The sequence below is a fragment of the Atopomonas sediminilitoris genome (assembly GCF_022601735.1).
GTDB lineage: Bacteria > Pseudomonadota > Gammaproteobacteria > Pseudomonadales > Pseudomonadaceae > Atopomonas > Atopomonas sediminilitoris.
This window is the reverse complement of record NZ_JAKUMM010000003.1, coordinates 289,559-316,373: the sequence shown is the minus strand read 5'-3', so window position 1 is coordinate 316,373 and position 26,815 is coordinate 289,559. Positions and strand designations below refer to the sequence as shown.

26 protein-coding genes are annotated in these 26,815 nt (G+C 57.1%); 10 read left to right on the top strand and 16 right to left on the bottom strand.

Going from position 1 to position 26,815, the window contains the following annotated elements:
- Positions 1 to 33 precede the first annotated feature (33 nt).
- From pgi to MKI83_RS06055, 11 genes are all read right to left on the bottom strand, one after another.
- Positions 34 to 1,689, bottom strand: coding sequence for a glucose-6-phosphate isomerase (gene pgi / locus MKI83_RS06105; RefSeq protein WP_241584038.1), 1,656 nt, complete (start codon positions 1,687 to 1,689; stop codon positions 34 to 36).
- Positions 1,690 to 1,822: 133 nt separating this feature from the next.
- A complete protein-coding gene (panC, locus tag MKI83_RS06100; RefSeq protein ID WP_241584037.1) occupies positions 1,823 to 2,671 on the bottom strand; it encodes a pantoate--beta-alanine ligase in 849 nt (282 codons plus the stop codon).
- Positions 2,668 to 3,468: a 3-methyl-2-oxobutanoate hydroxymethyltransferase gene (panB, locus tag MKI83_RS06095; protein ID WP_241584036.1), complete on the bottom strand. Its 801-nt coding sequence runs from the start codon at positions 3,466 to 3,468 to the stop codon at positions 2,668 to 2,670. Before panB ends, panC begins: the two co-directional genes overlap by 4 nt.
- 116 nt (positions 3,469 to 3,584) lie before the next feature.
- A complete protein-coding gene (gene folK / locus MKI83_RS06090) occupies positions 3,585 to 4,067 on the bottom strand; it encodes a 2-amino-4-hydroxy-6-hydroxymethyldihydropteridine diphosphokinase (RefSeq protein ID WP_241584035.1) in 483 nt (160 codons plus the stop codon).
- A complete protein-coding gene (gene pcnB, locus MKI83_RS06085) occupies positions 4,067 to 5,434 on the bottom strand; it encodes a polynucleotide adenylyltransferase PcnB (RefSeq protein WP_241584034.1) in 1,368 nt (455 codons plus the stop codon). The genes folK and pcnB overlap by 1 nt, the downstream gene beginning before the upstream one ends.
- 675 nt (positions 5,435 to 6,109) lie before the next feature.
- Complete coding sequence (locus MKI83_RS06080) at positions 6,110 to 6,685, bottom strand: ANTAR domain-containing response regulator (RefSeq protein WP_241584033.1); 576 nt, start codon at positions 6,683 to 6,685, stop codon at positions 6,110 to 6,112.
- Between the two features lie 96 nt (positions 6,686 to 6,781).
- Positions 6,782 to 8,017 (bottom strand): CmpA/NrtA family ABC transporter substrate-binding protein, encoded by a 1,236-nt coding sequence (locus MKI83_RS06075; protein WP_241584032.1) that lies wholly within the window; start codon positions 8,015 to 8,017, stop codon positions 6,782 to 6,784.
- A gap of 160 nt (positions 8,018 to 8,177) precedes the next feature.
- Positions 8,178 to 9,068, bottom strand: coding sequence for a protease HtpX (gene htpX, locus MKI83_RS06070; RefSeq protein ID WP_241584031.1), 891 nt, complete (start codon positions 9,066 to 9,068; stop codon positions 8,178 to 8,180).
- Positions 9,069 to 9,155: 87 nt separating this feature from the next.
- Positions 9,156 to 9,608, bottom strand: a complete 453-nt coding sequence (locus MKI83_RS06065; protein ID WP_241584029.1) for a hypothetical protein — start codon at positions 9,606 to 9,608, stop codon at positions 9,156 to 9,158.
- Between the two features lie 3 nt (positions 9,609 to 9,611).
- Entirely contained in the window at positions 9,612 to 10,358 is a 747-nt protein-coding gene (locus MKI83_RS06060) for an SDR family NAD(P)-dependent oxidoreductase (RefSeq protein ID WP_241584027.1), read from the bottom strand.
- Between the two features lie 14 nt (positions 10,359 to 10,372).
- Positions 10,373 to 11,587 (bottom strand): pyridoxal phosphate-dependent aminotransferase, encoded by a 1,215-nt coding sequence (locus MKI83_RS06055; RefSeq protein WP_241584025.1) that lies wholly within the window; start codon positions 11,585 to 11,587, stop codon positions 10,373 to 10,375.
- 146 nt (positions 11,588 to 11,733) lie between these two features.
- Between MKI83_RS06055 and msrB the strand changes: the two genes are divergently transcribed.
- The 3 genes from msrB to MKI83_RS06040 all read left to right on the top strand — a co-directional run bounded on the left by msrB (position 11,734) and on the right by MKI83_RS06040 (position 13,202).
- Positions 11,734 to 12,135 carry a peptide-methionine (R)-S-oxide reductase MsrB gene (gene msrB / locus MKI83_RS06050; protein WP_241584023.1) on the top strand — a complete coding sequence of 134 codons (402 nt, stop codon included), beginning with the start codon at positions 11,734 to 11,736 and terminating at the stop codon, positions 12,133 to 12,135.
- A gap of 126 nt (positions 12,136 to 12,261) precedes the next feature.
- A complete protein-coding gene (locus MKI83_RS06045; RefSeq protein ID WP_241584022.1) occupies positions 12,262 to 12,747 on the top strand; it encodes a glutathione peroxidase in 486 nt (161 codons plus the stop codon).
- A 53-nt stretch (positions 12,748 to 12,800) separates the two neighbouring features.
- Positions 12,801 to 13,202 (top strand): MarR family winged helix-turn-helix transcriptional regulator, encoded by a 402-nt coding sequence (locus MKI83_RS06040; protein ID WP_241584272.1) that lies wholly within the window; start codon positions 12,801 to 12,803, stop codon positions 13,200 to 13,202.
- A 92-nt stretch (positions 13,203 to 13,294) separates the two neighbouring features.
- Here the strand turns inward: MKI83_RS06040 and MKI83_RS06035 are convergent, their stop codons facing one another.
- Positions 13,295 to 15,604, bottom strand: a complete 2,310-nt coding sequence (locus MKI83_RS06035; RefSeq protein WP_241584021.1) for a hybrid sensor histidine kinase/response regulator — start codon at positions 15,602 to 15,604, stop codon at positions 13,295 to 13,297.
- A 371-nt stretch (positions 15,605 to 15,975) separates the two neighbouring features.
- On the opposite strand from MKI83_RS06035, the gene MKI83_RS06030 reads away from it, so the two are divergent.
- Complete coding sequence (locus tag MKI83_RS06030) at positions 15,976 to 16,407, top strand: hypothetical protein (protein WP_241584020.1); 432 nt, start codon at positions 15,976 to 15,978, stop codon at positions 16,405 to 16,407.
- 22 nt (positions 16,408 to 16,429) lie between these two features.
- Here the strand turns inward: MKI83_RS06030 and MKI83_RS06025 are convergent, their stop codons facing one another.
- A complete protein-coding gene (locus tag MKI83_RS06025; RefSeq protein WP_241584019.1) occupies positions 16,430 to 17,449 on the bottom strand; it encodes a DUF2804 domain-containing protein in 1,020 nt (339 codons plus the stop codon).
- A gap of 145 nt (positions 17,450 to 17,594) precedes the next feature.
- Between MKI83_RS06025 and MKI83_RS06020 the strand changes: the two genes are divergently transcribed.
- The 6 genes from MKI83_RS06020 to MKI83_RS05995 all read left to right on the top strand — a co-directional run bounded on the left by MKI83_RS06020 (position 17,595) and on the right by MKI83_RS05995 (position 21,609).
- Positions 17,595 to 18,092: a DUF2059 domain-containing protein gene (locus tag MKI83_RS06020; protein ID WP_241584018.1), complete on the top strand. Its 498-nt coding sequence runs from the start codon at positions 17,595 to 17,597 to the stop codon at positions 18,090 to 18,092.
- A complete protein-coding gene (locus MKI83_RS06015; protein ID WP_241584017.1) occupies positions 18,089 to 18,394 on the top strand; it encodes a BolA family protein in 306 nt (101 codons plus the stop codon). The genes MKI83_RS06020 and MKI83_RS06015 overlap by 4 nt, the downstream gene beginning before the upstream one ends.
- Before the next feature lie 3 nt (positions 18,395 to 18,397).
- The gene (locus MKI83_RS06010) at positions 18,398 to 19,024 is read left to right on the top strand and encodes a DsbA family protein (protein WP_241584015.1); all 627 of its coding nucleotides are present in this window, start codon (positions 18,398 to 18,400) and stop codon (positions 19,022 to 19,024) included.
- The gene (locus tag MKI83_RS06005; protein ID WP_241584014.1) at positions 19,021 to 20,814 is read left to right on the top strand and encodes an ABC transporter ATP-binding protein; all 1,794 of its coding nucleotides are present in this window, start codon (positions 19,021 to 19,023) and stop codon (positions 20,812 to 20,814) included. Before MKI83_RS06010 ends, MKI83_RS06005 begins: the two co-directional genes overlap by 4 nt.
- 11 nt (positions 20,815 to 20,825) lie before the next feature.
- Positions 20,826 to 21,143, top strand: a complete 318-nt coding sequence (locus MKI83_RS06000; protein ID WP_241584013.1) for a DUF6122 family protein — start codon at positions 20,826 to 20,828, stop codon at positions 21,141 to 21,143.
- Between the two features lie 130 nt (positions 21,144 to 21,273).
- Positions 21,274 to 21,609 carry a tryptophan synthase subunit beta gene (locus tag MKI83_RS05995; protein ID WP_241584012.1) on the top strand — a complete coding sequence of 112 codons (336 nt, stop codon included), beginning with the start codon at positions 21,274 to 21,276 and terminating at the stop codon, positions 21,607 to 21,609.
- Here the strand turns inward: MKI83_RS05995 and MKI83_RS05990 are convergent.
- The 3 genes from MKI83_RS05990 to MKI83_RS05980 are packed head-to-tail and all read right to left on the bottom strand — an operon-like array spanning position 21,606 to position 26,527.
- Complete coding sequence (locus MKI83_RS05990; RefSeq protein WP_241584011.1) at positions 21,606 to 22,958, bottom strand: HlyD family type I secretion periplasmic adaptor subunit; 1,353 nt, start codon at positions 22,956 to 22,958, stop codon at positions 21,606 to 21,608. The two genes, MKI83_RS05995 and MKI83_RS05990, sit on opposite strands and share 4 nt — an antisense overlap.
- Positions 22,958 to 25,153: a type I secretion system permease/ATPase gene (locus tag MKI83_RS05985; protein WP_241584010.1), complete on the bottom strand. Its 2,196-nt coding sequence runs from the start codon at positions 25,151 to 25,153 to the stop codon at positions 22,958 to 22,960. The genes MKI83_RS05990 and MKI83_RS05985 overlap by 1 nt, the downstream gene beginning before the upstream one ends.
- Before the next feature lie 15 nt (positions 25,154 to 25,168).
- Positions 25,169 to 26,527, bottom strand: a complete 1,359-nt coding sequence (locus tag MKI83_RS05980) for a TolC family outer membrane protein (RefSeq protein WP_241584009.1) — start codon at positions 26,525 to 26,527, stop codon at positions 25,169 to 25,171.
- Positions 26,528 to 26,815 lie beyond the last annotated feature (288 nt).

Sequence of the window (26,815 nt, the reverse complement as noted above, 5' to 3'; positions counted from 1 at the left end):
ACGCCCTGGGGTGAGCAGGGCGTTGGCTGGGGCTTAACCGCGATGACGACCGCGGAAGTAGTCGATCAGACCCTGAGTGGACGCGTCTTCAGCACGACTGTCATCACTGCCGGTGAGGCGTTGGTAGACGTGCTTGCCGAGCTCTTTACCCAGCTCAACGCCCCATTGGTCGAAGGGGTTGATGTCCCAAATGACGCTTTGCACAAACACCTTGTGTTCATACAGCGCCACCAGTGCGCCAAGGCGTCGGGGTGATACGCGTTCCATCACCAGTGTGTTGGACGGGCGGTTGCCAGGGATAACCTTGTGCGGTGCGAGCGCTTCTATGCTGGCGTCATCCAGTCCTTGGCCGGCGAGCTCGGCGCGCGCTTCGTCGAGCGATTTGCCGCGCATCAACGCTTGGCTCTGTGACAAGCAGTTGGCGTACAGCCACTGGTGATGGTCGGCCAGCGGGTTATGACTGCTAACCGGCACAATGAAGTCGGCCGGAATCAGCGGGCTGCCTTGGTGCAATAACTGGTGATAAGCGTGTTGGCCGTTACAGCCCACGCCGCCCCAAATCACGGGGCCGGTATTACTGGCCGTAGGCTGGCCGCCACGGCGAACGGTTTTGCCGTTGGACTCCATGTCCAACTGTTGCAGGTGGCGGGTGAAATTCCGCAGGTGGTGGTCGTAAGGCAGGATGGCGTGGCTTTGCGCATTCCAGAAGTTGATGTACCAAACACCTAACAAGCCCATGATCACCGGCATGTTCTCGGCCAGTGGGGCGCTGGCGAAGTGTTGATCCATGCAATACGCGCCGGAGAGCAGCTCTTTAAAGTTGGACATGCCGATGCTCAGCGCGATGGGCAAGCCGATGGCCGACCACAACGAATAGCGCCCGCCAACCCAATCCCACATGGGGAAGATGTTTTCTTCGGCAATACCAAACTCAAGCGCCGCCTGGGTGTTGCTTGAGACGGCAATAAAGTGGCGGTGCAGCAGCTTAGCGTCGCCACCTTTGGCGAAATACCAATCCCGCGCGGCTTGCGCGTTCTTCAGTGTTTCTAAAGTGCCAAAGGACTTGGACGAAACGATAAATAACGTGGTGGCGGCATTTAAGCGGCTGCTGACTTCGCGAAACTCGCTGCCGTCGATATTGGCGAGGTAGTGGCAGCGGACGCCGTGCTGAGCAAAGGGGAGCAGCGCTTCAGACACCAATTGCGGGCCGAGAAAAGAGCCGCCAATGCCGATATTCACCACGTCGGTGATCGGTGCTTCGCTATAGCCACGCCATAGGCCGTTGTGAATTTTACTGACCAGTTCACTCATGCGATGCAACACCGCATGTACGTGCGGCACGATATCGTCGCCGTCGAGGATTAGCTTGTCGCCTAAGGGGCGACGTAAAGCGGTATGCAGGGCGGGGCGACCTTCGGAGTTATTCAGTGGCGCGCCTGATAGCAATGCATGGATAGCGTCGGGCAGCTGGCAAGCCTCCGCCAGTGCGACCAATTTGCTTAAGGTGTTAGCGGTTAACAGGTTTTTCGAGTAATCGAGAAATAAACCGCAGGCGCTTAACGAGAAATGCTCAAAGCGTTGCAGATCATCAGTGAAGGCTTGGCGCAGAGAGAAGTTGGCCAAGGCTTGGCGTTCTTCAACGAGGGATTGCCATGCGGGTGATTCGAGGGCGTAAGGTGCTGCGGGCATAGCTCAAAAGTCTCCATGACACGGCAGAGCAAAATAAAGACGCCTCGAATAATCATGCGCAAGGGGACGGAGGCTGTCGAACGAGGGCTAAGCATACAAAAAAGCCCGACAGTGCGGGCTTTTTGTTGTTGTTTTACAAGTTGACCGGCAGGTTATCCAGTAAGCGCGGTTTGCCAAGGTAGGCGGCGGCTAAAATAATCAGCTCTTGGTCGCCGGGGTTGGCAGGCTTTAGGCTTTCGGCGTGGCGAATTTCGAGGTAATCCACTTTAAAGCCGCTGCGCGTCAGGCGCGCTTTGGCGTTTTTGATCAAGCGGGCAAAGTCTTGCTCGCCGGCGCGTAGCGCCTCACCCATTTCTTGCAGGGTGGCCTGCAAGCGTGGGGCGATGTCGCGCTCTGCAGCGCTTAGATAGCCGTTGCGCGAAGACAGCGCTAAACCATCTTCCGCGCGTACCGTCGGTGCGCCAAGAATTTGCACGGGCAAGTTCAAGTCGCGGGCTAACTTGCGGATAACGGCCAGTTGCTGGAAGTCTTTCTCGCCAAAGATGGCTAGGTCAGGCTGCACCATGTTGAACAGCTTGGTCACAACGGTGGCTACGCCACTGAAATGCCCAGGACGACTGGCGCCACACAAGCCTTCAGAGACGCCACTGACCTGCACTTGTGTCTGTAAGGCCATGCCGTCGGGGTACATTTCTTCGACGGTGGGAGCAAACAGCAGGTGGCAGCCGGCTTCGTGAAGTTTTTCCTGATCGTCAAGCAAGGTGCGCGGATAGCTGTCGAGGTCTTCGTTGGCGCCAAATTGCAGCGGATTGACGAAGATGCTGGCCACCACAAACTCGGCACGCTGGCCGGCGGTTTCGACCAGTGACACATGGCCTGCATGCAAATTGCCCATGGTGGGCACAAACGCAATGCGCTTGCCTTCACCGCGCGCGCGGTTCACGGCGGCACGCAGCTCGCGTAGGGTTTTAACGGTAATCATGCGGAGAAGCCGTGTTCAGGGCCGGGGAAGCTGCCGTCTTTTACCGCGCGAACGTAAGCTGCGATAGCGTCGGTAATGCTGTTTTGTCCGAGCAAAAAGTTTTTTACAAACTTGGGTGAGCGTCCCGATAGGGATAAGCCCAGCAGATCATGCATGACCAGCACTTGCGCATCGGTAGAGCCACCGGCGCCAATGCCAATTACGGGAATTTTTACCGATTGGGTGATTTCTGCGGCTAACTCGCTGGGTACGCACTCCAGCAGCAGGCAGGCGGCGCCTGCTTGCTCTAAGGCGATAGCGTCAGCGCGCAATTGACGGGCTTGATGCTCTTGTCGGCCTTGCACTTTATAGCCGCCCAGTACGTTGACCGTTTGCGGGGTGAGGCCTAAATGCGCGCACACCGGTACGCCACGCTCGGTAAGACGAGTGACCGTGTCGCACAGCCAGTGCCCCCCTTCGAGTTTGACCATATGTGCGCCTGCTTGCATCAGCTGGCCTGAACTAGCGAGGGCTTGTTCTACGGTGGCGTAGGCCATAAAAGGCAGATCAGTCATGATCAGCGCGCCACGGTTGCCGCGTTTAACGCAGCGTGTGTGGTAGGTCATGTCATCCACGCTGACGGGTAAGGTGCTGTCGTGACCTTGCAGCACCATGCCCAGCGAATCGCCGACCAAAATCACTTCAATGCCGGCTTCGCAAGCCGCATCCGTGAAGGTGGCGTCGTAACTGGTGACAACGGCGAATTTTTCACCACTCTGCTTGAGTTTTTGCAGTGTGGTCAGGGTGACTTCAGGCATATCTCTTCCCTAGGCAACCGGGCAGGCCGGGGCAAAGGGTGACTATAGTCCTGATGCCTGCCCGGCAAGTCAATCGGCGAGTGTTACGAATTGGTGCGCATGGTAACACTGCGCATTCAGTCTAGGCGTTCCAAGCCGGCAAACGGGCACGCGGCGAGCAAGGTTTGCAAGCGGGTCTGGTTGGGCAAAATCAGCTCTGGTGCCAAATCGGCCAGCGGATACAACACGAAGGCGCGAGCGTGCATGTGATAGTGCGGTACCTGCAGGCGTGGATGATCAATCTGCTGCTGATCGTAAAGCAAAATATCCAGATCGAGCGTGCGCGGTCCCCAGCGTTGATCTTTGCGCTCGCGCCCTTGTTCAAGCTCGATGCGTTGTAAGACGTCGAGCAATTCAAGAGGTGCAAGGGTGGTCGCTAACTCGGCTACAGCATTGAGATAGCGGGGTTGATCCGCTGGGCCGAGTGGGTCGCTGGCATACAGTGGTGAGCAGCGTACTTGGCTGATGCCGTCAGTCGCGGTGAGCGCGCTTAATGCGTTGTGTAATTGCTGACGGGGCTCGGCGAGATTACTGCCAAGGCCGATGAATACACGAGCCATTACGCTTGCGCTTTAGGCTTGCGCGGCCCGCGACGACGGCCGCCACGGCGACGTTTGTTGGCGTCACCTTGGGAGCTGTTGCTGAGGTCGCGAATCATCTCGCGGCGCTGGCTGTCGCTGGCGTCTTGATAGTCGGTCCACCATGCGCCCAATTGCTCGGTGGGCTCTCCCGCGTGTTCGCGCAGCAATAAAAAGTCGTAGCTGGCGCGAAAGCGTGGGTTTTCCAACAAGGTGTCAGCGCGTTTGCCGGCGCGACGGGGTAGGCGTTCTTGCAGCTCCCAAATATCGCGCATCGGGAAGCTAAAACGTTTAGGAATAGCAGTGCGTTGGCATTGCTGCTGGGTGATTTCTTGCGCTGCCTGCTGCAAGGCTTGTAGGGCAGGAGCGCCTTTGCCTTGTAACTCTGCATCGCGCTTGCGCACCGCAGGCCACAGTAAGGCGGCAAACAAGAACGCTGGCGTCACCGGTTTGCCTTGGGCAATGCGCTCATCGGTGTTGGCCAAGGCTTGGCGAATCAGCGGTAAAGCGGTTGCGTCATGAGCCAGAGCTTTGGCCGTTTGCGGGAACAGTGGCGCAAACAGGTTATAGCTCTGCATTAACTCAAAGGTTTTAAGGGCATAGCCGCCCATAAACAGCTTGAGGACTTCATCAAACAAACGCGCCGAGGGGATGTCGTCCAGCAAGCGCGCCAGCGCCTTAATCGGTGTGGCGGTGTGGCGTTCAATCTCGAAATCTAGTTTGGCCGCAAAGCGCACCGCACGCAGCATGCGCACCGGGTCTTCTTGGTAGCGTTGTTCGGGGTTGCCAATTAGGCGCACTAGGCGGTTATGGATGTCGTGCAGGCCGCGGGCGTGATCCAGAATGCGCTCGCCTTCTATATCGAAGTACAGCGCATTGATGGTGAAGTCACGGCGGATGGCGTCTTGATCAAGACTGCCGTACACGTTGTCGCGCAGCAGGCGGCCGCTGGCGGCGGTTTGTGAGCGTGCGCTGTTGTCTTCGTCGTCATGGCTGGCGCGGAAGGTGGCTACCTCGATCACGTCGCGGCCAAAGACGACGTGCACAAGCTTAAAGCGGCGGCCAATCAAGCGTGCATTGCGAAACACGCCGCGTGCTTGTTCAGGCGTAGCGCTGGTGGCAACGTCAAAATCTTTGGGCTCAATGCCGAGCAATAAGTCGCGCACGCAGCCGCCCACAGGATAAGCCTCGAAGCCAGCCTTACGTAGGCGCTCGACCACTGTGATGGCATTGCGAGAAATTTGCTGTAAACGCACCGGATGTTGGCGTGGGCCGAAGAACTCCGGGTGTTGGCGATGGCTTTGACGACCAAAGCGCACAGGGATTTTTTTCAGCAGCTTTTTAAGCATGGAAACGCTGATCCAGCCAGTAGAAGAACGATAGGGGAGGTGCCATGAATCGGCGACACATAAAGGCCGGATGGTGCATGAAGCGGGGGATTAAGTCAAAGCAACAGGGGAGAACGAGCTCCCCATGCCATGAAGGTGTGTGCTTTATGATTATTTTTCTTATGGGCATTTGTTGTTATTTTTACCCAGCGCCGCATTGCTGCGGGGTGATGCCAAAAGGGCGATCACGAACATAAACGGATTGCTTTGGAAGCTAGGGAGGACGCATGTCCTGTCTGTCGGTCGACTGCTTAAGGCAGTTTTTATTGTTTTCGACAGTCGATCGACTCCGCGATCGCAATTTCTCCAAAAAAATCAGCTTACGTGGCTTCCTCTGTTGTTTTTGTTGTTTGAGGTAGGCGCAATATCGTTTTTGTTATTGGGCAAGCTTTTTATTGTTGTTGTGCCAGAGATAAAGCAGATGCCGTGCCAGTTTTTATAAAGTCTGTTAAATCAATGTGTTGGCGGTTTTGTGTGGTGCTGCTGGTCGGGGTTGGGTAGGTGTTTCGTTACCTATGCTCCCGAATATTTGTTACGAAATATGATTGGGTAACAGCTTGATGGGTGGTTACCAACGACAACGCGGCTTTATATCGCCGCGTTGTCGTTGCAAGTCTGAGAGTAGCTGAGGCCGGCTTACTGCAGCATCTTGTCCATTGCGATGATTTGCTCCGCAACCTGAATCAGCTTTTGTTGTTTGCTCATCGCTTGACGGCGCATCAGAGTGTAGGCGTCGTCTTCGTTGCAGTCTTTCATGCGCATAAGAATGCCTTTGGCCTGCTCGATGCGTTTGCGCTCGTCCAGTTGTTGTTCGCGGGCCAGCAGTTGTTGGCGCAAAGCTTGGTCGCTTTCGAAGCGAGCGATGGCGACATCGAGAATCGGCTTGATGCGTTGGGCATTGATGCCTTCGACAATATAAGCGCTGACGCCGGACTGGATCGCTTGGCGCATGGTGCGCGGGTCTTGGTCGTCGGTGAACATGACGATGGGGCGCGGCTGGTCGCGGCTTAGCAGGCAGACTTGCTCCATCACGTCGCGGGTGGGGGAGTCAGTGTCAAACAGCACGACATCGGGACGCAGTTGTTCGACGCGTTGCGGTAAGTCTAGCGCCGAGACACTTTCGTCGATCACGTCAAAGCCGGCTTCCTCTAGCGCTACTTTGAGGCGGCCGACTTTTTTCGGGGTGTCGTTGATCAGCATGATGCGCAGCATGGTTTCAAATTCCCAATAAAAGCGAACAGGCCGGCGTACAGCGGGCGCTGGGGGAGTATGGAGCCATGAAGTAGAAGGCAGTGCAAGGGTGTTGCATCAGTGTGCCTCGATGCCAATGGCGAAGCTTTGGGCGTAGTGTTCAGGGTTTTGCCCATCCCATATCTGACCGTCGCACAGGGTTGATTGACGTTGCGCGCTGTGGGGCAGTGATAGACCTACTTGTGTGGCGACCTGCTGGAATAAATCGAGGCGTTGCACGTCGCTGACGATCTGCTGGTAATCCGGTGTTGCGGTCAGTAGGCCCCAGCGGCGGAATTGACTGAGAAACCAGCTGGCATCGGACAAATAAGGCACGTTGACGTGACCGTCGGCAAAAAAGCGCAGCGCGTGGGCGTCTTGCCAAGCATGTCCTTGTCCGTCTTCGTAGCGGCCAAGAAAGCGCGGGGTGATCGCGCTGGTTGATGCGCCAACATAATCTTGCCCGCTGATCAGCGCGGCGGTGTCTTCACGATTGTCTTGGTTGAGCTCAATAAAGCGGCTGGCTTCCAGCACCGCTCGCATCAGGGCGCGGGTGGTGTTGGGGTATGCGGCGACAAATTCGGCGCGCGCGCTGAGTACTTTTTCAGGGTGATCGGGCCATATTTGTTGGCTGGTGATCAGGGTGAACCCTGCTTGCTCTGCAATGGCATGAGCGCCCCACGGTTCCCCGGCACAGAAACCGTCGATGTCGCCGCGGGCGAGGTAGTCCACCATTTGCGCCGGTGGAATCACCACCGACTCAACATCCCGTCGGGGGTCGATGCCTAGGCTGCCTAAGTAGAAGTTGAGCCACAGGGCATGCGTGCCGGTGGGGAAGGTTTGTGCCAGGCGTAGTGGAGGGTGCTGGCGAATATACGCAGCCAAGCTCGCGCCATCATGCACGCCGGCGTCTAACAGCCGCTTAGACAGAGTAATCGCTTGCCCGTTGTGGTTGAGATTCATCAAAACTGCCATCGGGGTGGCACTGCCGCCGCTAAGGCCAAGGTGCATGGCGTAAACCAGTCCGTAGAGGTTTTGTGCGGCGTCTAGTTCGCCGGTGGCCAGTTTGTCACGCAGTGTTGACCAAGAGGGTTGGCGGTGTAGTTCAAGAGTCAGGCCTTGGGCTTGGGCAAAACCTTGAGTGGCAGCGACGATCAGCGGTGCGCTGTCGGTCAGCGCCATGAAGCCTAGATTGACCAGTGGGATCTCCGGCGCATCACTGCCGGCAACCCAGGCAGTCTGGCTTTGCACTGTTTTGGTGCTTTGGTTGTTCTCGCTGGCGGACGTTGATGCAGTGGTGTCGTCATCATGCATGGTGGGGTCCCTTGTACAGCCGGCAGAGCCTGACTGTGGCTGACAGTGATTAAAGCGTTAATCGGAGTTTGCAAGGGGTGTGCCACGCATGGGGGGGCGGATTTTCGCTGGTCTAAAACGACACAAGGCAGCCGAAGCTGCCTTGTGTTTTAACACGCGATTAGCGTACGCGGCGTTGCAGTGCTTCGATGCGCTGCTCCAGCGGCGGGTGGGTCATCAGTAGGCCTGCCAAGCCGTTTTTTAACCCGCCATTGATGCCAAAGGCGGTCAGGTTATCGGGCATGTCCACCGCGATGCCTGATTCCACTTGCAGGCGGCGCAGGGCGCCAATCATGGCTTGGGTGCCAGCTAGGTCGGCGCCGGCTTCGTCGGCGCGGAATTCACGTTGACGCGAGAACCACATCACGACGATGGACGCCAGAATGCCTAGAACCAGCTCGGCGACGATGGTGGCGACGTAGTAGGCAATGCCGACGCCTTCTTCGTTTTTAAAGATCACCTTGTCAACAAAGTTGCCGAAGATGCGCGCGAAGAACATGACGAAGGTGTTCACCACGCCCTGAATCAAACTCAGGGTCACCATGTCGCCGTTGGCAACGTGGCCAATCTCGTGTGCCAGTACGGCGCGCACTTCATCAGGGGAGAAGCGCTCCAGCAAACCTTGGCTGACGGCAACAAGTGCGTCGTTCTTATTCCAGCCAGTAGCAAAGGCGTTGGCCGCTTGGGCTGGGAAGATACCCACCTCAGGCATCTTGATGCCGGCTTCGCGTGCGAGGCTTGCCACGGTGTCGAGCAGCCATTGCTCGCTGCGGGTTTGTGGGCGATCAATGATTTGTGTGCCGGTTGAGCGCTTGGCCATCCACTTAGAGATGAACAGCGACACGAACGAGCCACCAAAACCAAATACAGCACAGAACACCAGTAACGCTTTGAGGTTAAGGTCCACGCCATTGGCGGCCATGATGCCGTCAAAGCCCAGCAGGCTTAGGGTGACGCTGGCAACCAACAAGATGGCTAAGTTGGTAACGAGGAACAACACAATGCGCATCATGGCGCTTATCTCCTAGAAATGGCTCGGGTAGTCATACTGTTGGGGGGCGAGGCGTATTTTTCCAGCGCCAAGCTGTGAACAAATGTTTCAGGCTTGTGTGCTGAGGACTTGTGCGCTGGGGGTTTCAAACAAAAGGCGCGCCAGGCGTGAGATTTTTTCGCTGTGGCCTTGCTGTAACGCGTCATTGAGCTGATGCGCTAAGGTGCCTTTGATGCGGCGCACGCTAGGCGGTAGATCGGGTTGCTCAATGGCATGTGGGACTTGTCGGGACAGGCGTAAGAAGGCTTTTTCCGTCAGCACCACTTGCTCCAGTGCTTCGTAGCGGATGGTGGCGCTAAAGCGGAGATAGCCTTCTTCGCTCAGCCAGACCATGGCGCCTAAGCAGTTCAGGTGACGCTTGCTGGGTAAGCCAAATTCATCGGGCTCTTCGCGGCCAATTAAGTCTTCAACATACAAGGCCATTTTGCGCGGAAAGGTGCCGTACAGCTGTAACAAGGCAGCGGCGCAATCGCGGTAAAAGTCGTCGATGTTTAAGTCCATGGCTTATCCCAATTTGGCCAATAAGGACGTCGGTAAAAAAGGCCCTAGTCGGCCCAGTAAGGCCCACGGCCAGCTGGGTACATAGGCTTGTTGGCGCTTTTTGATGATGTGGCCGGCGATCAACTGGGCGCCACGTTCGACGTCAATTAAAAATGGGCGTTGCGCGGCGTCTTGGTTGAGCGGGGTGTCAATAAAGCCTGGCAGTAAGGTGGTGGTGCGAATGGCGGTGCTTTTTAACTCAGCATCGAGGCTGCGCATGTAGCTCACCAGGCCAGCCTTGCTGGCGGAGTAGGCGCAGGTGGCCGGTAAATCGAGCTTGCCGGCCACTGATGCCACGGCCACCAGATGCCCGTGACCTTGCTGGCGGAATAGTGCGCAGGCGGCATCTAAACAGGCGATGGCGCCGAGCAGGTTGGTTTCTAGGGTGCGCTGAGCTTTGTCGAAGTGACCGCGGCCGGCGCGCCCCGAGAGGGCGATGCCGGCGTTGGCGATCAAGCCATCTAAACCGCCGAGGGCTTCGCTGGCTTGTTGAACAGCCTGCTGACAAGCGGCGTAGTCGCAGACATCCAGCGGCAGCACGCTAAAGCGCTGGGCCGGGAAGCGTGCGCTAAGCTCGCTGGCCAAGAGCTTTAAGCTGTCTTCACGTCGTGCCGCCAGCGCCAGATCAAAGCCTGCGGCCGCCAGCTCGCGAGCCAGTGCTTGGCCAATGCCGGAGCTGGCACCGGTGAGTAAATAACGACGTGCTGACATAGCCACTCCTTGGTTTATTCCTGCTTATAACCGCGCACAAAGTTGCCGATTCGACGAATTGCCGCATCCAGATCGTCCACGCGCGGCAGGGTGACCACGCGGAAATGGTCGGTCCATGGCCAGTTAAAGGCGGTGCCTTGCACGATCAGCAGCTTTTCTGACAGCAACAGATCGAGGACGAACTTCTCGTCGTTGTGAATCGGGCAGATCTTGGGGTCAATCTTGGGGAAGGCATACAGCGCGCCCATGGGTTTGACGCAGCTGATGCCGGGAATGTCGTTGAGCAACTGGTAGGCGCGGTCGCGTTGCTCCAGCAAGCGGCCGCCGGGCAATACCATGTCGTTGATGCTTTGGTAGCCGCCGAGTGCCGTTTGAATCGCGTGTTGGCTTGGCACGTTGGCACACAAGCGCATCGAGGCCAGCATTTCCAGACCTTCGATATAGCTGGTGGCACGGTGCTTGGGGCCTGACAGAATCAGCCAGCCGGAGCGGAAACCAGCGACGCGATAGCTTTTCGACAAGCCGTTAAACGTTAGGCACAGCACGTCCGGTGCTAGCGAGGCTGTGGAGATGTGCACGGCATCGTCGTAGAGGATTTTGTCGTAGATCTCGTCCGAGAACAGGATCAGGTTGTGCTGGCGGGCGATTTCCACCAACCCTTCCAACACTTCCTTGGGGTAAACCGCACCCGTGGGGTTGTTGGGGTTGATCAGCACCAAGGCCTTGGTGTTGCTGGTGATCTTGCTGCGGATATCATCAAGATCGGGGTACCACAAGGCTTGCTCGTCGCACAGGTAGTGCACGGGCTTGCCGCCGGAAAGGCTCACCGCCGCCGTCCACAGGGGATAATCCGGGGCCGGGATTAGGACTTCGTCGCCATTGTTCAGGAGTGCTTGCATCGACATGACGATCAGTTCTGATGCGCCGTTGCCGAGGTAAATGTCCTCAATGCCAACGCCGTCGATGCCTTTTTGCTGGCAGTACTGCATCACCGCTTTACGCGCGCTGAATAAGCCCTTGGAGTCGCAATAACCCTGTGCGGTGGGTAGATTGCGAATCACATCCTGAAGGATTTCTTCGGGGGCTTCGAAGCCGAATGGCGCGGGGTTGCCGATATTCAGCTTGAGGATGCGATGGCCTTCCTCCTCCAGACGCTTAGCGTGCTTGAGTACTGGGCCACGAATGTCGTAACAGACGTTGGCGAGCTTATTCGACTTGCTGACCTGCATGATGGGTTCCTGAGCGGTGCGCAGAGTGCGGCTTGGCAGACGCAAGGCTTGCTGCCAGACTGCAATGAACCCCGCATCATACGTGGGGGCAATGGTAGGGAAAAGGTACAGATCGCGCTTTTTCCCAGCGAGGAGTGTTAAAGCCAATGGTCGATAAGCTGGATAAGAGCAATGAGGCTTGGCAGGCAGAGCTAGACGAGCAGCGTTTTGCTGTATGCCGCTTAAAAGCCACGGAGCGGCCGTTTACCGGCGCGTACTGCGACACCAAAACACCCGGGGTGTACCAATGCTTTTGCTGTGCGCACCCTTTGTTTGATTCGCAGAGTAAGTTTGATTCGGGCTGCGGCTGGCCAAGCTTTTTCGCGCCGATCAATGAGCAGGCTTTGGCCACGGCCGAAGACTTGTCCCATGGCATGCAGCGTGTCGAAGTGCTGTGCGCGCGCTGCGACGCTCATCTAGGGCATGTTTTTCCCGACGGCCCAGCACCGACAGGCTTGCGGTATTGCATTAATTCGGTCTGTTTGCAGCTGATTCCGCGCGACGCTTAACAAACACGCTTGTGGTCGGCGGGCAGGGTCTTGGTCGTTACTGTGTAAAATTAGATTGTATGCAATTTAATTGCTCGCTATCTTGTTGCTCGTTGCTGGTCACTAACCCATTTTAAGGAGTCACTCATGAGCCAAGCATTGTTGGATATCCCCTGTACCACCATCAAAGGCGAGCAAACGCCGCTGAAAGATTTCTCAGCCAAGGCGTATTTGGTGGTTAACACGGCCAGTAAGTGTGGTTTCACGCCGCAGTACAAAGGCCTAGAGGCGCTGTGGGAAAAGTACAAAGACCAAGGCTTGGTGGTGCTGGGCTTTCCATGTAATCAGTTCGGCAAGCAAGAGCCGGGTGATGAAGGGCAAATCAGCGAGTTTTGTGAGCTGAATTTTGGCGTGACCTTTCCGCTGTTCAAAAAAGTCGACGTCAATGGCCCAGAGGCGCATCCACTGTTTGTGGCCTTAAAGAAGCAAGCGCCGGGCTTGTTGGGTAGCCAAGGCGTGAAGTGGAATTTCACCAAGTTCTTGGTCAGTGGCGATGGCACTGCGGTGAAGCGTTTTGCTCCAGTGGCTAAGCCAGAAGATTTAGAAGGCGAAATTGAGGCTCTGCTTAAGTGAAACAGGTCGACGAACAGGAAGCGCTGCTGCAGTTGGATAACCAGCTGTGCTTCATGTTGTACGCCTGTTCGCGGGCGGTGACCAAAGCCTATCGCCCTAAGCTTGAAACGCTGGGCCTGACCTACCCGCAGTACTTGGTCATGCTGGTGCTGTGGGAGTGGCAGCGCCAGCCGCCTGAGCAGGCGAGCGTCAAAGCCTTGGGCGAGCGCTTGTTGTTGGACTCCGGCACTTTGACGCCGCTGTTAAAACGTTTAGAGCAACTGGGATTGGTCGAGCGTCGGCGCGCTGTGCACGATGAGCGCGAGCGCGTGCTGGCCTTGACCGAAGCCGGCATGCAGCTTAAGCAGCAAGCTGCCAGCGTGCCGCAAACCTTGCTGTGTGAAAGCGGTGTACCGGCTGAGGAAATTAGCCGTTTACGTCAAGAACTCGCGCAGTTGCTCGCACGCGTGTGTTGACAGGGCTCGCCGGCGCGACGATCTCGATGCTTGAATGGTTGGGGTCTTAGCGCTAGCGCAGCTGACCAGTGACTGCTGTTGTGGCGTTGCCGTTACAGGCCGCTGGCTTGGGTGCGTGCTTGTAGCCAGTAGTGAATGATCTTCTGCAAGTCTTCGCGCTGGAAGGGCTTGGACAGATAGTCATTCATGCCGGCGTCTTTACACTTCTGCCGGTCCTCGGCCAGTGCGTTGGCGGTAAGCGCAATCACGGGTAAATCATTCCAGCGGCCATCGGCGCGCAGTCGTCGAGTGGCTTCGTAGCCATCCAGTACCGGCATGTTGCAATCCATCAGCACTAAATCCACGCGCTCTTGCGGTAGCCGCTCGAGCGCTTGCTGGCCATCTTGGGCCAGCGCCACGGTACAACCTAGGCTAGCCAGCATGCCTTTGGCGACCAGCTGGTTGACGGGGTTGTCTTCTACCAGCAAGACATGTGCGCCTAAACGATTACTGGGCAGGCTTTGCGCGCGCGGAAGCTCGCTTTGCTGGCCGAGTAGCGAGGCAATGGTGTTGCCTAGAGGGTGGCGGGCGACGGGCTGGTGTAATTGTTGGAATGGCTGTAGCGCTTGTGCTTGTTCGTTGCTTAAAAAAGCATGGTAGGGGCTGATATACAGCAGCGGCACGTCCGGAAAACGCTGGCGCAAGCGCGGCAATTCAGCCGCCTGATTACAGATCAATAGGTCGCAGCGGCTGGCCTCGGCGTTGACCAGTGATAAGCCCCAGCGCAGAAGGTAATCGCGCAGTACACGGCTGGTGAGGTTGGTGTCGTTGAGCACCAAGGCCACGTGGCCGTGCAGCTCAAAGGCGGGCTCTGCGGCACTTAAAGGCGTCAGCGGTAGGCGGACATGGAAGACGCTGCCGCGTCCTTCATGCGAGGTCACGGTCATTTCGCCTTGCATGGCATCACACAGTCGACGGGTCAGGGCAAGGCCAAGCCCCGTGCCGCCAAATTCACGGGTGATGCCTTGGCTGGCTTGGGTGAAGGGCTGAAAGATGCGGTTGAGTGCCGCCTCGTTCATGCCGATTCCGGTGTCTTTGACGGTTAACAGTAAGGCTTGCTCTTGCCAGTCGAGCTTGGCTTTGACGCTGCCTTCGCGAGTGAACTTCAAGGCGTTGCTGAGCAAGTTGCTGATGATTTGCCTAACCCGTGTTGGGTCGCCGCGTAGCGATTGCGGCACGCTTGGGCTAACGGCCACGCACAGTTCTACGTTTTGTCCTGCGTTTTGAGCCAGCAGCTGAGCGGTGTCTTCCAGCAGTTGAGCGGGGTTGAAGGCAATGCTTTCCAGCTCAAGGCGGCCGGCTTCGTATTTAGATAGATCAAGAATGTCGTTCAGTAGCTCTAACAGCACCTTGCCGGAGTTTTGCGCGATACCCAGTTGTTGGCGTTGTTCGCTGGGGATGGGCCCGTCGAGCGCTAAGGTCAGTAGGCCCAGCATGCCATTTAATGGGGTGCGAATCTCATGGCTCATGCTGGCGAGAAAGTCGCTGCGTGCTTGCGCCATGGCCAGCGCTTGTTGACGTGCTTGCTCGAGTTCTTGGTTGGAGGTACTCAGCTGCAGGTTGGCCGCTTTGAGCTCGGTGGTGCGCGCAGCGACGATGTTTTCCAGTTCGTTGAGGTATTGGCGCAGGCGGTCTTCGGCGTCGCGGCGCTGGCCGACTTCAACGTCGATACTGCGCAGGTGTTCATTGGTGACGTTGATCAGCGCGCCGATTTCGTCACGCTCATGCCCATGTGGGCAGCGGATGGGCTCACGGTTGAGGGTGTCGCCGTCTCGTCGGCTCATGCTTTCAATGATGCTGACCAAAGGCTTGGTTAGCATCACGTAAAACAGCACCAACAAGATCAATGAGAGCCCAAGGCTGCGCACGAAACCGGTGACTAAGGTAATCCCTGCGCGTTGTAAGAAGTCATTACCAAAGGCAAAGGTGTCCACCACCACGCGCAAACGGCCAAGGGTTTCATCGGGTAAGTGCTCGACACTCAGAGGTTTTTCAAACACCCGCGCTTGGCCGTACAGCGCATCGCTGATACGCCGCCATTGGCTTTCTTGCATGGGGCGGCTGGCTTGACCAAGGGCAGTGCCGTTGTTGTCGATAATCTCTGCGTGGATGATGCCGGGGGAGCGCAGCAGGCCGCGCACGAGCTCTTGCGCGAGCTCTGCGTCGATGTTGTAGGCCACGCGTGCGGCGGGTTGGTAGCTGGTTTCCAGCAGGGCGTTGATCTTGTCATCAATCGCCGCGTCCTCGTTGCTGTAATCCAGCACTACTTGGATCAAGCTGAGTAGGGTGCCCAGCAAGAAGCCCACCAAGACGGTGAGGCTGGCTTGCTTGAATGAAAGACGGTCGGTGAACTTGATCTGCATCCGTGTTCAGTCGGTCCAAAAGGGTAAAAGGGGTGTGCCGGCTCAGACGTTAAAAATAGTTTAGGCGACAGTGGGTTAATCCACCTGTTTGGCGAGATGATTTGTTGTGTGTTTAGCGGGAAGAATAGCGGCAAGCGCTCAAGAACGGTAGTTTTGGGGCGTTTACTGTGTTTGTGGTCGTAGGCGTTAGCGTACAATGCGGTGTTTGCCAGTGCGTGGTGATATGGCTGTGTGCTGGTTGCTGACTGAGTTTTAGGTTGGGCTGTGCCGCACAGCTTGAAGGTTGCAGCCTTGGCGTGCGCTGGCTTGCGTGGTAGAAGGCGATGACAAAGGTAGAGGCGGCAACGATTGCCTTCCACAGGGAGTAAGTTTTGCACGGCGAATCAATTGTTTACGGCAGCATACGCGACTGGCCAGAGGGCAGTAGCGAGGCGCGCCTGCTGCGCCAGCAGCATAACGTGCAGGTGTTGCAAACATTGGATGGTGAAGCCGGCTGGCCGTTTTTTGCGCGCAGCATGTTTGGTGTAGGGCAGGCGCAAGGTGATGCGTTGTACCAAACACAGGTGATCAGCTTTGGCGCCAGTTATCAGGCCGTCGAGTACGAGTGGTCACTGTGGGTGCAAAAATTTGAGGGTTTGCTGCGCCAGCTGTACTGGGCTAATGCGATCGTGCACTTGGAAACCGAGCTGAACGGCCGACACACCTTTCGCTGGGAGTCTGATGAGGGCTTCCATACACCCGAAGATAGTTCGTTAAATTTGCGTTGCGAATGGGAGCATGAAGGCGCGATGCGCTTTCGCTAAGTCTTTACGCAGCCAAACAGCCTCACCAGCGCGCGGCATTTTTGCCAATCCAGCCCATCAAGCTATCCACCTTTACGCGTTGTCCTTCATTGCCAATCAGCATGCCGTCAAAGCGGCCATAGGCGAGGTGGCGGTGCATTTTCAGAAAGCCGACGTTTTCTTCGCTGCGTTGCTCTTGCAGACGAGTAAAGTGCAACTGAATACGCCCCGCATCATCGCGCAGGTGCCAGTAACCGGGGCGCTGGCTGTCTTGCTCAAAGTGGATGTCGGCATCGATTTTATTCAGCACGCTACCAATCCACAGGGCGTTTTCACTCAATCCGCTGCCTTCGGTCCAGCCTTGGCCAAAGTTGCCGGCAATGCCGCCGGGGCCGGCAAATGCCGCGCGAATCCATTGGCTGTGGTAGGGCCAGATGCCACGGCCAAAATCGAGCGCGACGAAGCTATCTTGAGCTTGCGCATGAAAGTGTTGGCTGCCAAGGCTGAGTTCGCCATGGACGGGCAAACCGATTTTGCGACTGGCGCAGTGAAAATGCATAGGGCCCAGCGGAGCAACCAAGTTGATGGACTCTAAGTGGCGGGGATGCTCAACCACGAAGCGCCCACTCAAGGGGCTGTCGACCAAATCCGTAGAGCGCACGATCAGCTCAAGCTGTTCCGGGCTTTCATTGGCTTCTAGGTAAAAGTCGGCGTGCTTAAAGACGATGGACTCATGCGGCGTGTCTGGTAGGTGGATGTCCTGCGCTAAAAAGCGTCGCACGGTGCGAATGACCTGGCGGCCGTTGTGCAGGTCAATAAAGTGCAGATTGGCGTAGCCGGTGTAATCCAAGTCGGCGATGGTGATGGCCAGCATCCAGTCTGGGGTTAATAGCCGCCAATCATTCCAGCGTTTACGTCGGAATAAACGTTTCGGTAGGGCGCAGTGAGTCGTGGGGTGACGACTCCAGCCAATGGCGGCGGGGTTTAAGCGGCCGTTGGCTAAGCACAGTGGCACTGCTTGTGAGCGTTCAACGCTGCTCGGCGCTGAAGTGAAGCTGTTCATGGCACATTCCGTGTGTAGTGGCCGCACGAGGTTACATCCTGTTAGGGTCTTGGCAAGTTTAGCGCAAGCTGGCGTTCTAGTGACGCTTGTTGCTGCACTGGGGCTCAGGGCGCAAAATGCTCGCCTTTTCTTGGGAGATTACACAATGCGCCATCTGCAAGCCTGTCTACTGTTTCTTACTTTAAGCATGGGTGCCATGGCCCAAGCGGCCAGCTCACATGAACAGCAGGCTGAGACGTTTTTAAAGTTGGTTAAGGCCGACCGCTTAGTGGTGCCGGTGTACGCGCAAGTGCAGCAAATGTTTGTGCAAGGTTTTGCGCAAAATGGCGGCACTGAAGCCGATGCGGCGGTGCTTGAGCATTTTCAGGCACGCGCTAATGGCGAACTCGATAAGTACGTTGCTTGGCCGCAAATCAAGCCGGCGCTGGTCGCGCTGTATACCCAATCCTTCAGTGAGGCGGAACTCAAAGAGTTGATTGCGTTCTATCAGTCGCCGCTAGGGGTTAAGGTGCTTAATCAGATGCCGGCCTTAACCCAGCAGTCTGCCGAGTTGACCCAGGCGCGGATTGAAAAAGCCGTGCCGGCCATCAATGCGATGATGGATGAGATGAGTGCCAAGCTAAAAGCCAAGGATAAGTCGTGAATAAACAACACAGCCTAGAGCAAGCGCTAAACGCATTGCAGCCGCAACACCTTGAGGTGTTGGATGAAAGCCACATGCACAGCCGTGGCCAAGAAACCCATTACAAGGCGGTGATTGTCAGTGAGCAGTTCAATGGCTTAAACCGTGTTAAACGCCATCAGCAGGTGTACGCGGTTTTGGGCGACTTGATGCAGCAAGTGCACGCTTTGGCGCTGCATACCTATACCGCCGATGAGTGGCAGCAGCAGAGTGCCGCGCCTGACTCCCCGCGCTGCCAGGGCGGCAGCAAGCACGACCATTAACGTATGGCCCGCCTAATCTATGTCATGGACCCCATGTGCTCATGGTGCTGGGGGTTTTCACCGGTGGCGGCGCGTTTGGCTGAGCAAGCCGCTGCCAGTGGCGTGTCGAGCGAGTGGCGCGTTGGTGGTTTACGCCGCGGTGGCGCCGCGCTAGATCCTGCTAAGCGAGCTTATATCTTGGAGCACTGGCAAGCGGTGGCGCAGACCAGCGGCCAGCCGTTTCGCCGCGAAGAGGCCATGCCCAGCGGCTTTGTCTACGATACGGAGCCGGCTTGTCGCGCGCTGGTGGCGGTGCGTCAGTTAGCGCCTGAATTAGTGCCTGCCGCAGCGCATAACATCCAGCAGGCTTTTTACGCGCAAGGCCAAGACGTGACGCGTGCCAACGTGTTGGCGGCTTGTGTGGAAGCGGCCGGTGTGCCAGCGATTGAGTTTGTCGACGTGTTTGACAGCACAACGTGCCGAGCTGCCACCGAAGCCGATTTTGCGTGGGTCGAGCGTTTAGGTATTTCAGGCTTTCCAACGGTTTTGCTGGAACACAACGATCAGCTAGCGCTGCTAACCAATGGTTATCGAGCCTTTGATGAGCTGAGCCCGTTGTTAGCGCGCTGGTTGCAGCAGCTTGCGACATGAGTGATGCGATAACCACACAGATTCGCTGGGCAGATATCCGCGCGTTAGCGTTCAAACACCGTAAGGCATTGATCAAGGCTCACCTGTTGGCGCTGTTGGTCACCCTGTGCAGCGTGCCGTTGCCGCTGTTGTTGCCCTTGCTGGTGGATGAGGTGCTGTTGCAGCAAGGTCGCAGTGCCTTGGATGTGCTGGATCATGTTCTGCCCGCCGAGGCCCAAGTGGCGGCCGGTTACATTGGCGCCATGCTGCTGATTACGCTGCTTTTGCGCGCGCTTAACTTGTTATTCAGCGTGCTGCAGGCGCGCCTGTTTGCGCGCTTAGCCAAAGATGTGGTGTACCGCCTGCGCTTGCGTTTGCTGGCGCGCCTTGAGCGCATTGCACTGGCAGAGTACGAAACACTCGGCGGCGGCACCGTCAGCAGTCACCTGGTGACCGATCTGGCGACGCTCGATACCTTTATCGGGCAAAGCATTAGTCGGTTTTTGGTTTCGTTGCTGATGATCATCGGCACGGCGGGCATCTTATTGTGGATGCACTGGCAGCTGGCGTTGCTGATTTTGTGTTTTAACCCCTTGGTGATTCTGCTCACGGTCAAATTGGGTAAGCAGGTCAAAGAGTTAAAGCGCCGCGAAAACGAAGGTACCTCACACTTTACCCAAGCGCTGACCGAAACCCTTGAAGCCATTCAAGAGGTGCGTGCGGGCAATCGCCAAGCCACCTTCATGGGACGCTTGCGTGAACGCGCGCGCGAAGTACGTGATTTTGCCGTGGCGGCAGAATGGAAAAGCGACGCGGCAGGGCGCGCCAGCGGGGTGATCTTCCAGCTGGGTATTGATGTGTTCCGCGCCGCGGCGATGTTGACGGTGCTGCTGTCGGATTTATCCATCGGGCAGATGCTCGCGGTGTTCAGTTATTTGTGGTTCATGATTGGCCCCGTGGAGCAGTTGCTCAGCATTCAATATGCGTATTACGCCGCCGATGCCGCGCGTGGTCGTTTGAATGACTTGCTCGCCCGCGCCGACGAGCCGGATTACCCCGCGTTGCATAACCCCTTTGCTGCGCCAGGTGGCGTGAGTGTGGAGGTCGCAGGGCTAAGCTTTGCCTATCAACAAGACCCTGTGTTGCAAGATTTAAACCTCAGCATTGCGCCGGGGGAAAAGGTGGCGCTGGTGGGTGCCAGCGGCGGGGGCAAAAGTACGCTCGTGCAATTGCTGCTGGGCTTGTACACCCCGCAATCGGGGCAAATTGCTTATGGTGGCGTGCCGCTTGAGCAGATTGGCTTGCCTTGCGTGCGCGAGCACGTGGCGGTGGTGTTGCAGCATCCGGCGTTGTTTAACGACACCCTGCGCGCCAACTTAACCTTAGGGCGTGAGCGCAGCGATGAGGCGTGTTGGCAAGCGCTGGAAATGGCGCAGCTAGCCCCTACCGTACGCGCGATGGCGCAAGGTTTGGACAGTGTGGTGGGGCGCCAAGGGGTGCGTTTATCGGGCGGACAACGCCAGCGCTTGGCGGTAGCACGGATGATTTTGGCCAATCCGCGCATCGTGATTTTAGATGAGGCGACCTCAGCGCTGGATGCCGCGACTGAGCATGCCCTGCACCAAGCCTTGCGGCCTTTCTTGCAGGGACGCACGACCTTGATCGTGGCTCATCGCTTGTCAGCGGTGAAGCAAGCTGATCGCGTCTTGGTGTTTGACGGCGGCCGCATTGCCGAACAAGGCGGGCATCGCGAATTGCTGGCTGGTGATGGGCTCTACGCGCGCTTATACGGGCAATTACAACGCTTATGAGTGTGGCGGCGATGCTTCACTTGGTTTTGCATGTTCTGGTGCCGGCGGCATTGGCACGCTGGGTGTGGGCCAAGCAATTTTGGCCGGCGTTGTGGGTAATGTTGGCGACCATGCTGGTGGATTTGGATCACCTATTGGCTGACCCCATCTTTGCCCCTGATCGCTGCAGTTTGGGCTTTCATCCCTTGCACAGCAGCCCTTGGCTTTGGCTCTACCCACTGTTGTTACTGCTGCCAAAGCCTTTGTGGCTGCGTTGGTGTGGCGCGGGCTTGATCATTCATATGCTGCTCGATGGCAGCGACTGCTGGCGCATGCTGCAAGGCTGGTAGCCATCTGGCTGGCATGTTGTGCGCAATGCGCAGGCATTTGCAGCTATGGTTAAAGGCGTACCTGTTTGAGGGGCTTGCCCTGAATCGGTGACAGGTGCGTTGGCCAAGGATCGTCAGGCAGGAGCTTGCCATGCTGTTTATTCAACGCGATGCCCAACAACAGATTTGCCACGTGAGCGCTAGCCCAAGCTACGCCGAGCAAGAGTGCTTGCCAGAAGATGACCCGCAAGTGCTGGCTTGGCTGCGCGATAACGCCAAACACAGTCTGCGTTTGCTGCAAGATTCCGATTTGGATCTGGTGCGGGTGTTGGAAGATGTGGTCGATGTGCTGATCAACAAAGGCCATATTCGCTACACCGACTTGCCTGAAGCCGCCCGCAACAAACTCAGCGAGCGGGCCAAAAACCGCGCCACCGTCAATGGCTTGAATCGTTTGCTGAGTGATGACGATGGCGGACTGATTTAGCGCTCGCGCATGGCTTCCGAGCGCGCTTTAAGCACAGGTTTTAACAGGTAATCCAGCACGCTTTTTTCGCCGGTGATGATGTCAACGCTGGCGACCATGCCGGGAATAATCAACAGCGGGTTGTCTTCGCGGCCTAAGTGATTGCGTTCGGTGCGTAGGCGAATCAGATAGAAACTGTTGCCTTCTTGGTCGGTGATGGTATCGGCGCTGATGTGTTCAAGGTGAGCTTTGAGCCCGCCGTAAATGGTGTAGTCGTAGGCGGTAAACTTCACCATCGCATTTTGCCCCGGGTGCAGAAAGGCGATGTCTTGCGGGCGGATTTGCGCCTCGACCAGCAGCTTGTCATCCAGCGGCACGATTTCGAGCAAATCGCTGCCGGGCTGCACCACGCCGCCAATGGTGTTGACCAGTAACTGCTTAACAATGCCGCGCACTGGCGAGGTCACCGTGGTGCGGCTAACGCGGTCGTCAATGGCGCTCATGCTGGCGGTGGTTTTCGACAGCTCAGTGCGGGCTTCATTCAGCTCACGCAGGGCGTCGGTGCGAAAGCTTAGGCGGCTGTCCTCAATCCGTCGTTCAATTTCTTCAATCGCAGATTGAGCGCGCGGAATCGCCAAGCGTGCAGCATCAAGCTGGCCTTGGCTGTCGACTAGGCTGCGGCGCAGGCGCAGGATTTCCACTTCACTCATGGCTCCGCTTTTTACCAGTGGCGCTGACATGTTCAGCTCGCGTTGCAGCAGGCCAACGCTGGAGCGGTACTGCTTACTTTTGGCCTCAAATTCGGCCAGCTCTTGTTGCTTTTGGCGTTTTTGCTCCTCAAGGATGCGCACCTCACCTTGTAAGCGTGCTTGGCGAGATTGATACAGCGCCAGTTCGTCGGCGGCAATCCGTGGGAACGCGTCAAACTCATCGGTAAACGTCAAATCAACACCGTTCACTTCGGCCCGCAAGCGGGTCACGGTGGCGAGCAGCGCCATGCGGTCGCCTTCGGTTTCATATTGATTGGATACGTAGCGAGTGGCATCCAGACGCAATAGGGTTTGCCCCGCGTCGACCACTTGGCCTTCGCGGACAAAAATCTCCGCCACGATACCGCCTTCAAGGTTTTGGATTTTTTGGATCTTGCTGGAGGGTATAGCCTTGCCTTCACCCCGAGTGATCTCTTCCAGCTTGGCAAAGTAGGCCCAGCTGATGCCGCCGATCAGCAGGGCGAGCAAAGTCCACAGCAGTAAACGGGCGGCGATGGGGGCTTGCTCCTCCAGCGCGACATCGACCTCATTGGCGTAGGCTTGTTCCTCCGGCGCACTGAACAGCCGGCTTAAGCGACCAAAGCCTAAAGACAGGGCCATCAGTGCTCACCACTGCGCTTGTGGATCGGGTTGATTTTGCCGCTCTTGAGCGCTTCGATGACCAATTCTTTGGGGCCGTCGGCCACGATATGGCCGTTGTCCATCACCACCAGTCGATCAACCAAGCTCAGCAGCGAGGTGCGGTGGGTGATCAACACCATGGTTTTGTTGTGCACGATGGGCAGCAGGCGCTGGCGCAGATGCTCTTCGCTGGTGTTGTCCATCGAGCTGGTGGGTTCATCCAGGATCAACAGCTTGGGGTCGAGCAGCAGGGAGCGGGCGATGGCCACGGCTTGGCGTTGACCGCCGCTGAGTAGCGCGCCGCGCTCGCCAACAGCGCGATTAAAGCCTTCGGGGTGCTGGCGGGCAAAGTCGCTGACGCCGCACAGGTCGGCAACTTCCAGCATGCGCGCGTCGCTGACATAGCGGGCGCCAAAGGTCAGGTTGTCGCGCAAGCTTCCGGAGAACAGCTGCACGTCTTGCGCAACGTAGCCTAAGTGGTGGCGTAAGTCGGCGATGTCGAGCTGGCGGATGTCGATGTTGTCGAGCAGTACCGCACCTTTGTCCGGCTGATAAAAACCAACCAACAAGCGCCCGAGGGTGCTTTTACCTGAGCCGCTGCGGCCGATGATGCCGACGCGCTCGCCAGGTTTGAGGTGCAGTTGAATGTTTTGCAGTGAAGGGTGTTGCTGGCCGGGGTACGTGAAGTCGAGGTGTTGTGCTTCTAGTTCGCCTTTTAAGGCGATGCCTTCCAGCGGGCGCTGATTGGCTTGGCGCTCTTGTGGTAGCTGCATCAAGGTGTCGGTGTAGTCTTTGGTCACGCGGGCTTGTTGGTAGCGCGAGAAGATCCCGGCGATTTGCCCCAGCGGTGCAAGCACGCGGCTGTTGAGCATGTAGCAGGCAACCAGCGCACCGACGCTCATGTTGCCGTCGATGATCTGATACACCCCGGCAATGATGATGCTGATGCCTGCCAGTTGCTGGGTAAACAGGGTGCTGTTGATGGCTAGGGTGGCAAGAAAGTGGCTGCGTAAATCCAGTTTGGCCAGCGTGCCGAGGGTTTGCTCCCACTGATGCTGGCGCTCACTCTCGCCGCCGAGGGTCTTGAGGGCATCCAGCGCGCTTAAGGTTTCAATCAGCAGCGCTTGGCGTTCGGCACCTAAGGTAAGGCTGCGCTTGACCACGTCTTTGAGCTGTAAGTGAATGATGATGCCGATCAGGATGGTCAGCGGGAACGCCAGTAACGGCACCCAGACCAAGGTGCCGCCCAACAAGAAAATTACGCCGAGCATCAAAAACACGAAGGGTAGATCGATCAGGCTGGCGAGGGTCAGCGAGGTTAGAAAATCGCGCAGGCCTTGAAAGTCATGAATGTGCTGGGCAAACGCGCCGACCGAGGCGGGCCGCGCTTTCAGTGCCATGCCGGTGATGCGCTCAAAGATGCTGGCTGAGAGCACGAGGTCGGTTTTTTTACCGGCCAAGTCAAGAAAGTAACCGCGCAAAATGCGCAGCAATAACTCAAAACCACACGCTAGCCCTAAGCCCAGTGCCAGTACCCATAAGGTTGATAACGCTTGGTTGGGCACTACGCGATCGTAAACCTGCATCACAAACAGCGGCACGGTGAGGCCCAGCAGGTTGACCAGCAAACTGGCGAGCAGGGCATCGACGTACAGGCCGCGTGACAGCTTGAGCGCGTCTTGTAGCCAAGCTTCGACCCTTGGCAGTAGCGCCATCCGCTCGGGGGCGTGCTCGTGAACGGGGCGAATGAACACCGCTTGGCCGCTGTAGGCTTTGTGCAGTTGTTCGCGGGTCACCGTTTGCTCGCCGCCGTCGGCTTCGGCCGGCAAAATGCGCGCATGCTCTTGGTCGATCCACTCCAGCAGCACGCAACAACTGCCACTGTTAAACATCAAGATCACGGGCAGGTTGATGTCGTTGATGTGCGTGAGTTTGCGCTCAAGCACCCGCACCTTTAAGTGGGCGCGGTCGGCAGCGCGGGGGAGTAGCTCTAAGGTTAGGCGCTGCTCGGGGAGCGGCAGGCCGGCGGTGAGGCTTGCTCTGCTGGCTGGCCGCTCGTAATGGCGGCACAGCAGCAGCAGTGCATCAAGCAGAGGGTTGTCATGCGCATGCCGCTGATCCTTTTTCTGCGGTTCGGCGGCGCCTGCTGAAGCGGTGTGCGCTTGATAAGCCATAAGGTGCTGAGTCCGTTAGCGAATCTCCGGAAGGCTGGCTTGGCTTTTTACATCGGTCAGCGAGGTGGCCTCGGCTGGCAGCACGATTTGTCGTGATTTCAGCAGCTCACCGGTGGTGCTGAGCAGTCGATGTTGCGCAAACCGCTCATCAAATTGTAGTTCGGTGTAGCGGCGACGCGCGGTAAATAGCTCGTTTTCGCTATCGAGCAGATCCAGCAAGGTACGCTGGCCGACGCTGAACTGTTGCTGATAGGCCGAGCGAACTTTGTCACTGGACTGGGCGTAATCCTTGGCTTGGGGGAGCTGTTGGCGCACGTTGTTGAGGGCGTTCCAGGTCAGCCCCAGTTCTTCATTGATCAGGCGCAGGGCGTTGTTGCGCACTTCCATGGCTTCATTCATTTGATACGCGGTGGACTGCTTGCGCGCCTTATCGCGTCCGCCGTTGTAGAGGTTGTAATTCATCAGCACTTGCGCGCGCCATTCGTTGTTGTGGCCTTCAATGCCGTCAAAGTTATCGCCGGTGCCTTGCGCCAGTTCTAAGTCAAAGCGCGGATAGAAGGGGGATTTGGCGGCCTCATATTGCTTCTCGGTGGCGTCCACATCGGCTTGGGCTGACTTTAAATACGGGTTGTTCATTTGTGCCCGCTTGCGTGCATCGGTCAGCGTGCTGGGTACTGTGGCGGCAAGCTCTGTGGGGGCCTCAAGCAGGTCAGGCATCTTGCCGATCACGCTAACGAAATTGGTCTCGGCGTCAGCCAAGTTGACTTGCTCGGTGTAGAGGTTGTTCTGCGCCAAGGCTAAACGTGCCTCGGACTGATCACGGTCGGCGGTGCTGCCAACGCCGCGTTCAGAGCGCAAGCTGATTTGATCGTGGATGCGTTGGTGGCTGCGCAGGTTTTCCTCTGCCCAGCTGACTTGCTGGCGGCGTTTCATCACGTCGAGGTACACCTCCACCGCGCGCAGGCCGATGGACTGCGCTAAGCCCTGCATTAAGTAAGCCCGTGAGTTGACGGTGGCTTCATTGCGGCCGACTTCATTTTTGGTGGCAAAGCCATCAAACAGCATCTGCCGTAAACGCAGTTCGGCGCTGCTGCGGGTGTAGGTAACCCCGTGATCACCGGTGGCACGCACGCCGGGGCTGTCAGTGTTTTCACGGCCGTAAGCGCCAATTAAGTCGATAACGGGGTAGTAGCCGCCTTTGGCGACATTGAGCTCTTCATCGGCGCTGAGGCGGCTTTGCTGAGCGGCGCGCACCTCTGGGTGGTAATCAATGGCTGACTGAATGGCTTCGGTCAGACTCATGGCTTGGCTTGTAGAACTACTGAGGGCTAAGACCAGTGCCCCGCTGAGCAGTGAAAGGGCTGGCGTGCGCATGGTGATTTCTCCGTATTTAGTCCTTTAATGCCGCCAATCGGTTGACGTTTTCTTGTCGGTGGGTCGGTTGCGGCTTGTAACTACCTATTCAAGTTCAACTTTTACTGGCTCTTTAGAACGATTGGCTACAAAGCATATGAGCAATGGTTCTTATGTGAATCGTGATATGGCGCACACTATTTAGTCTGTAATGCCCGTTTTTGCTGCAATTTGCTTTGCGCAGCACGGGGTTACTGAGGTGGAGAGCGTTACCGATGACTTGATGTCAAATTTCCAGCGATATCATGC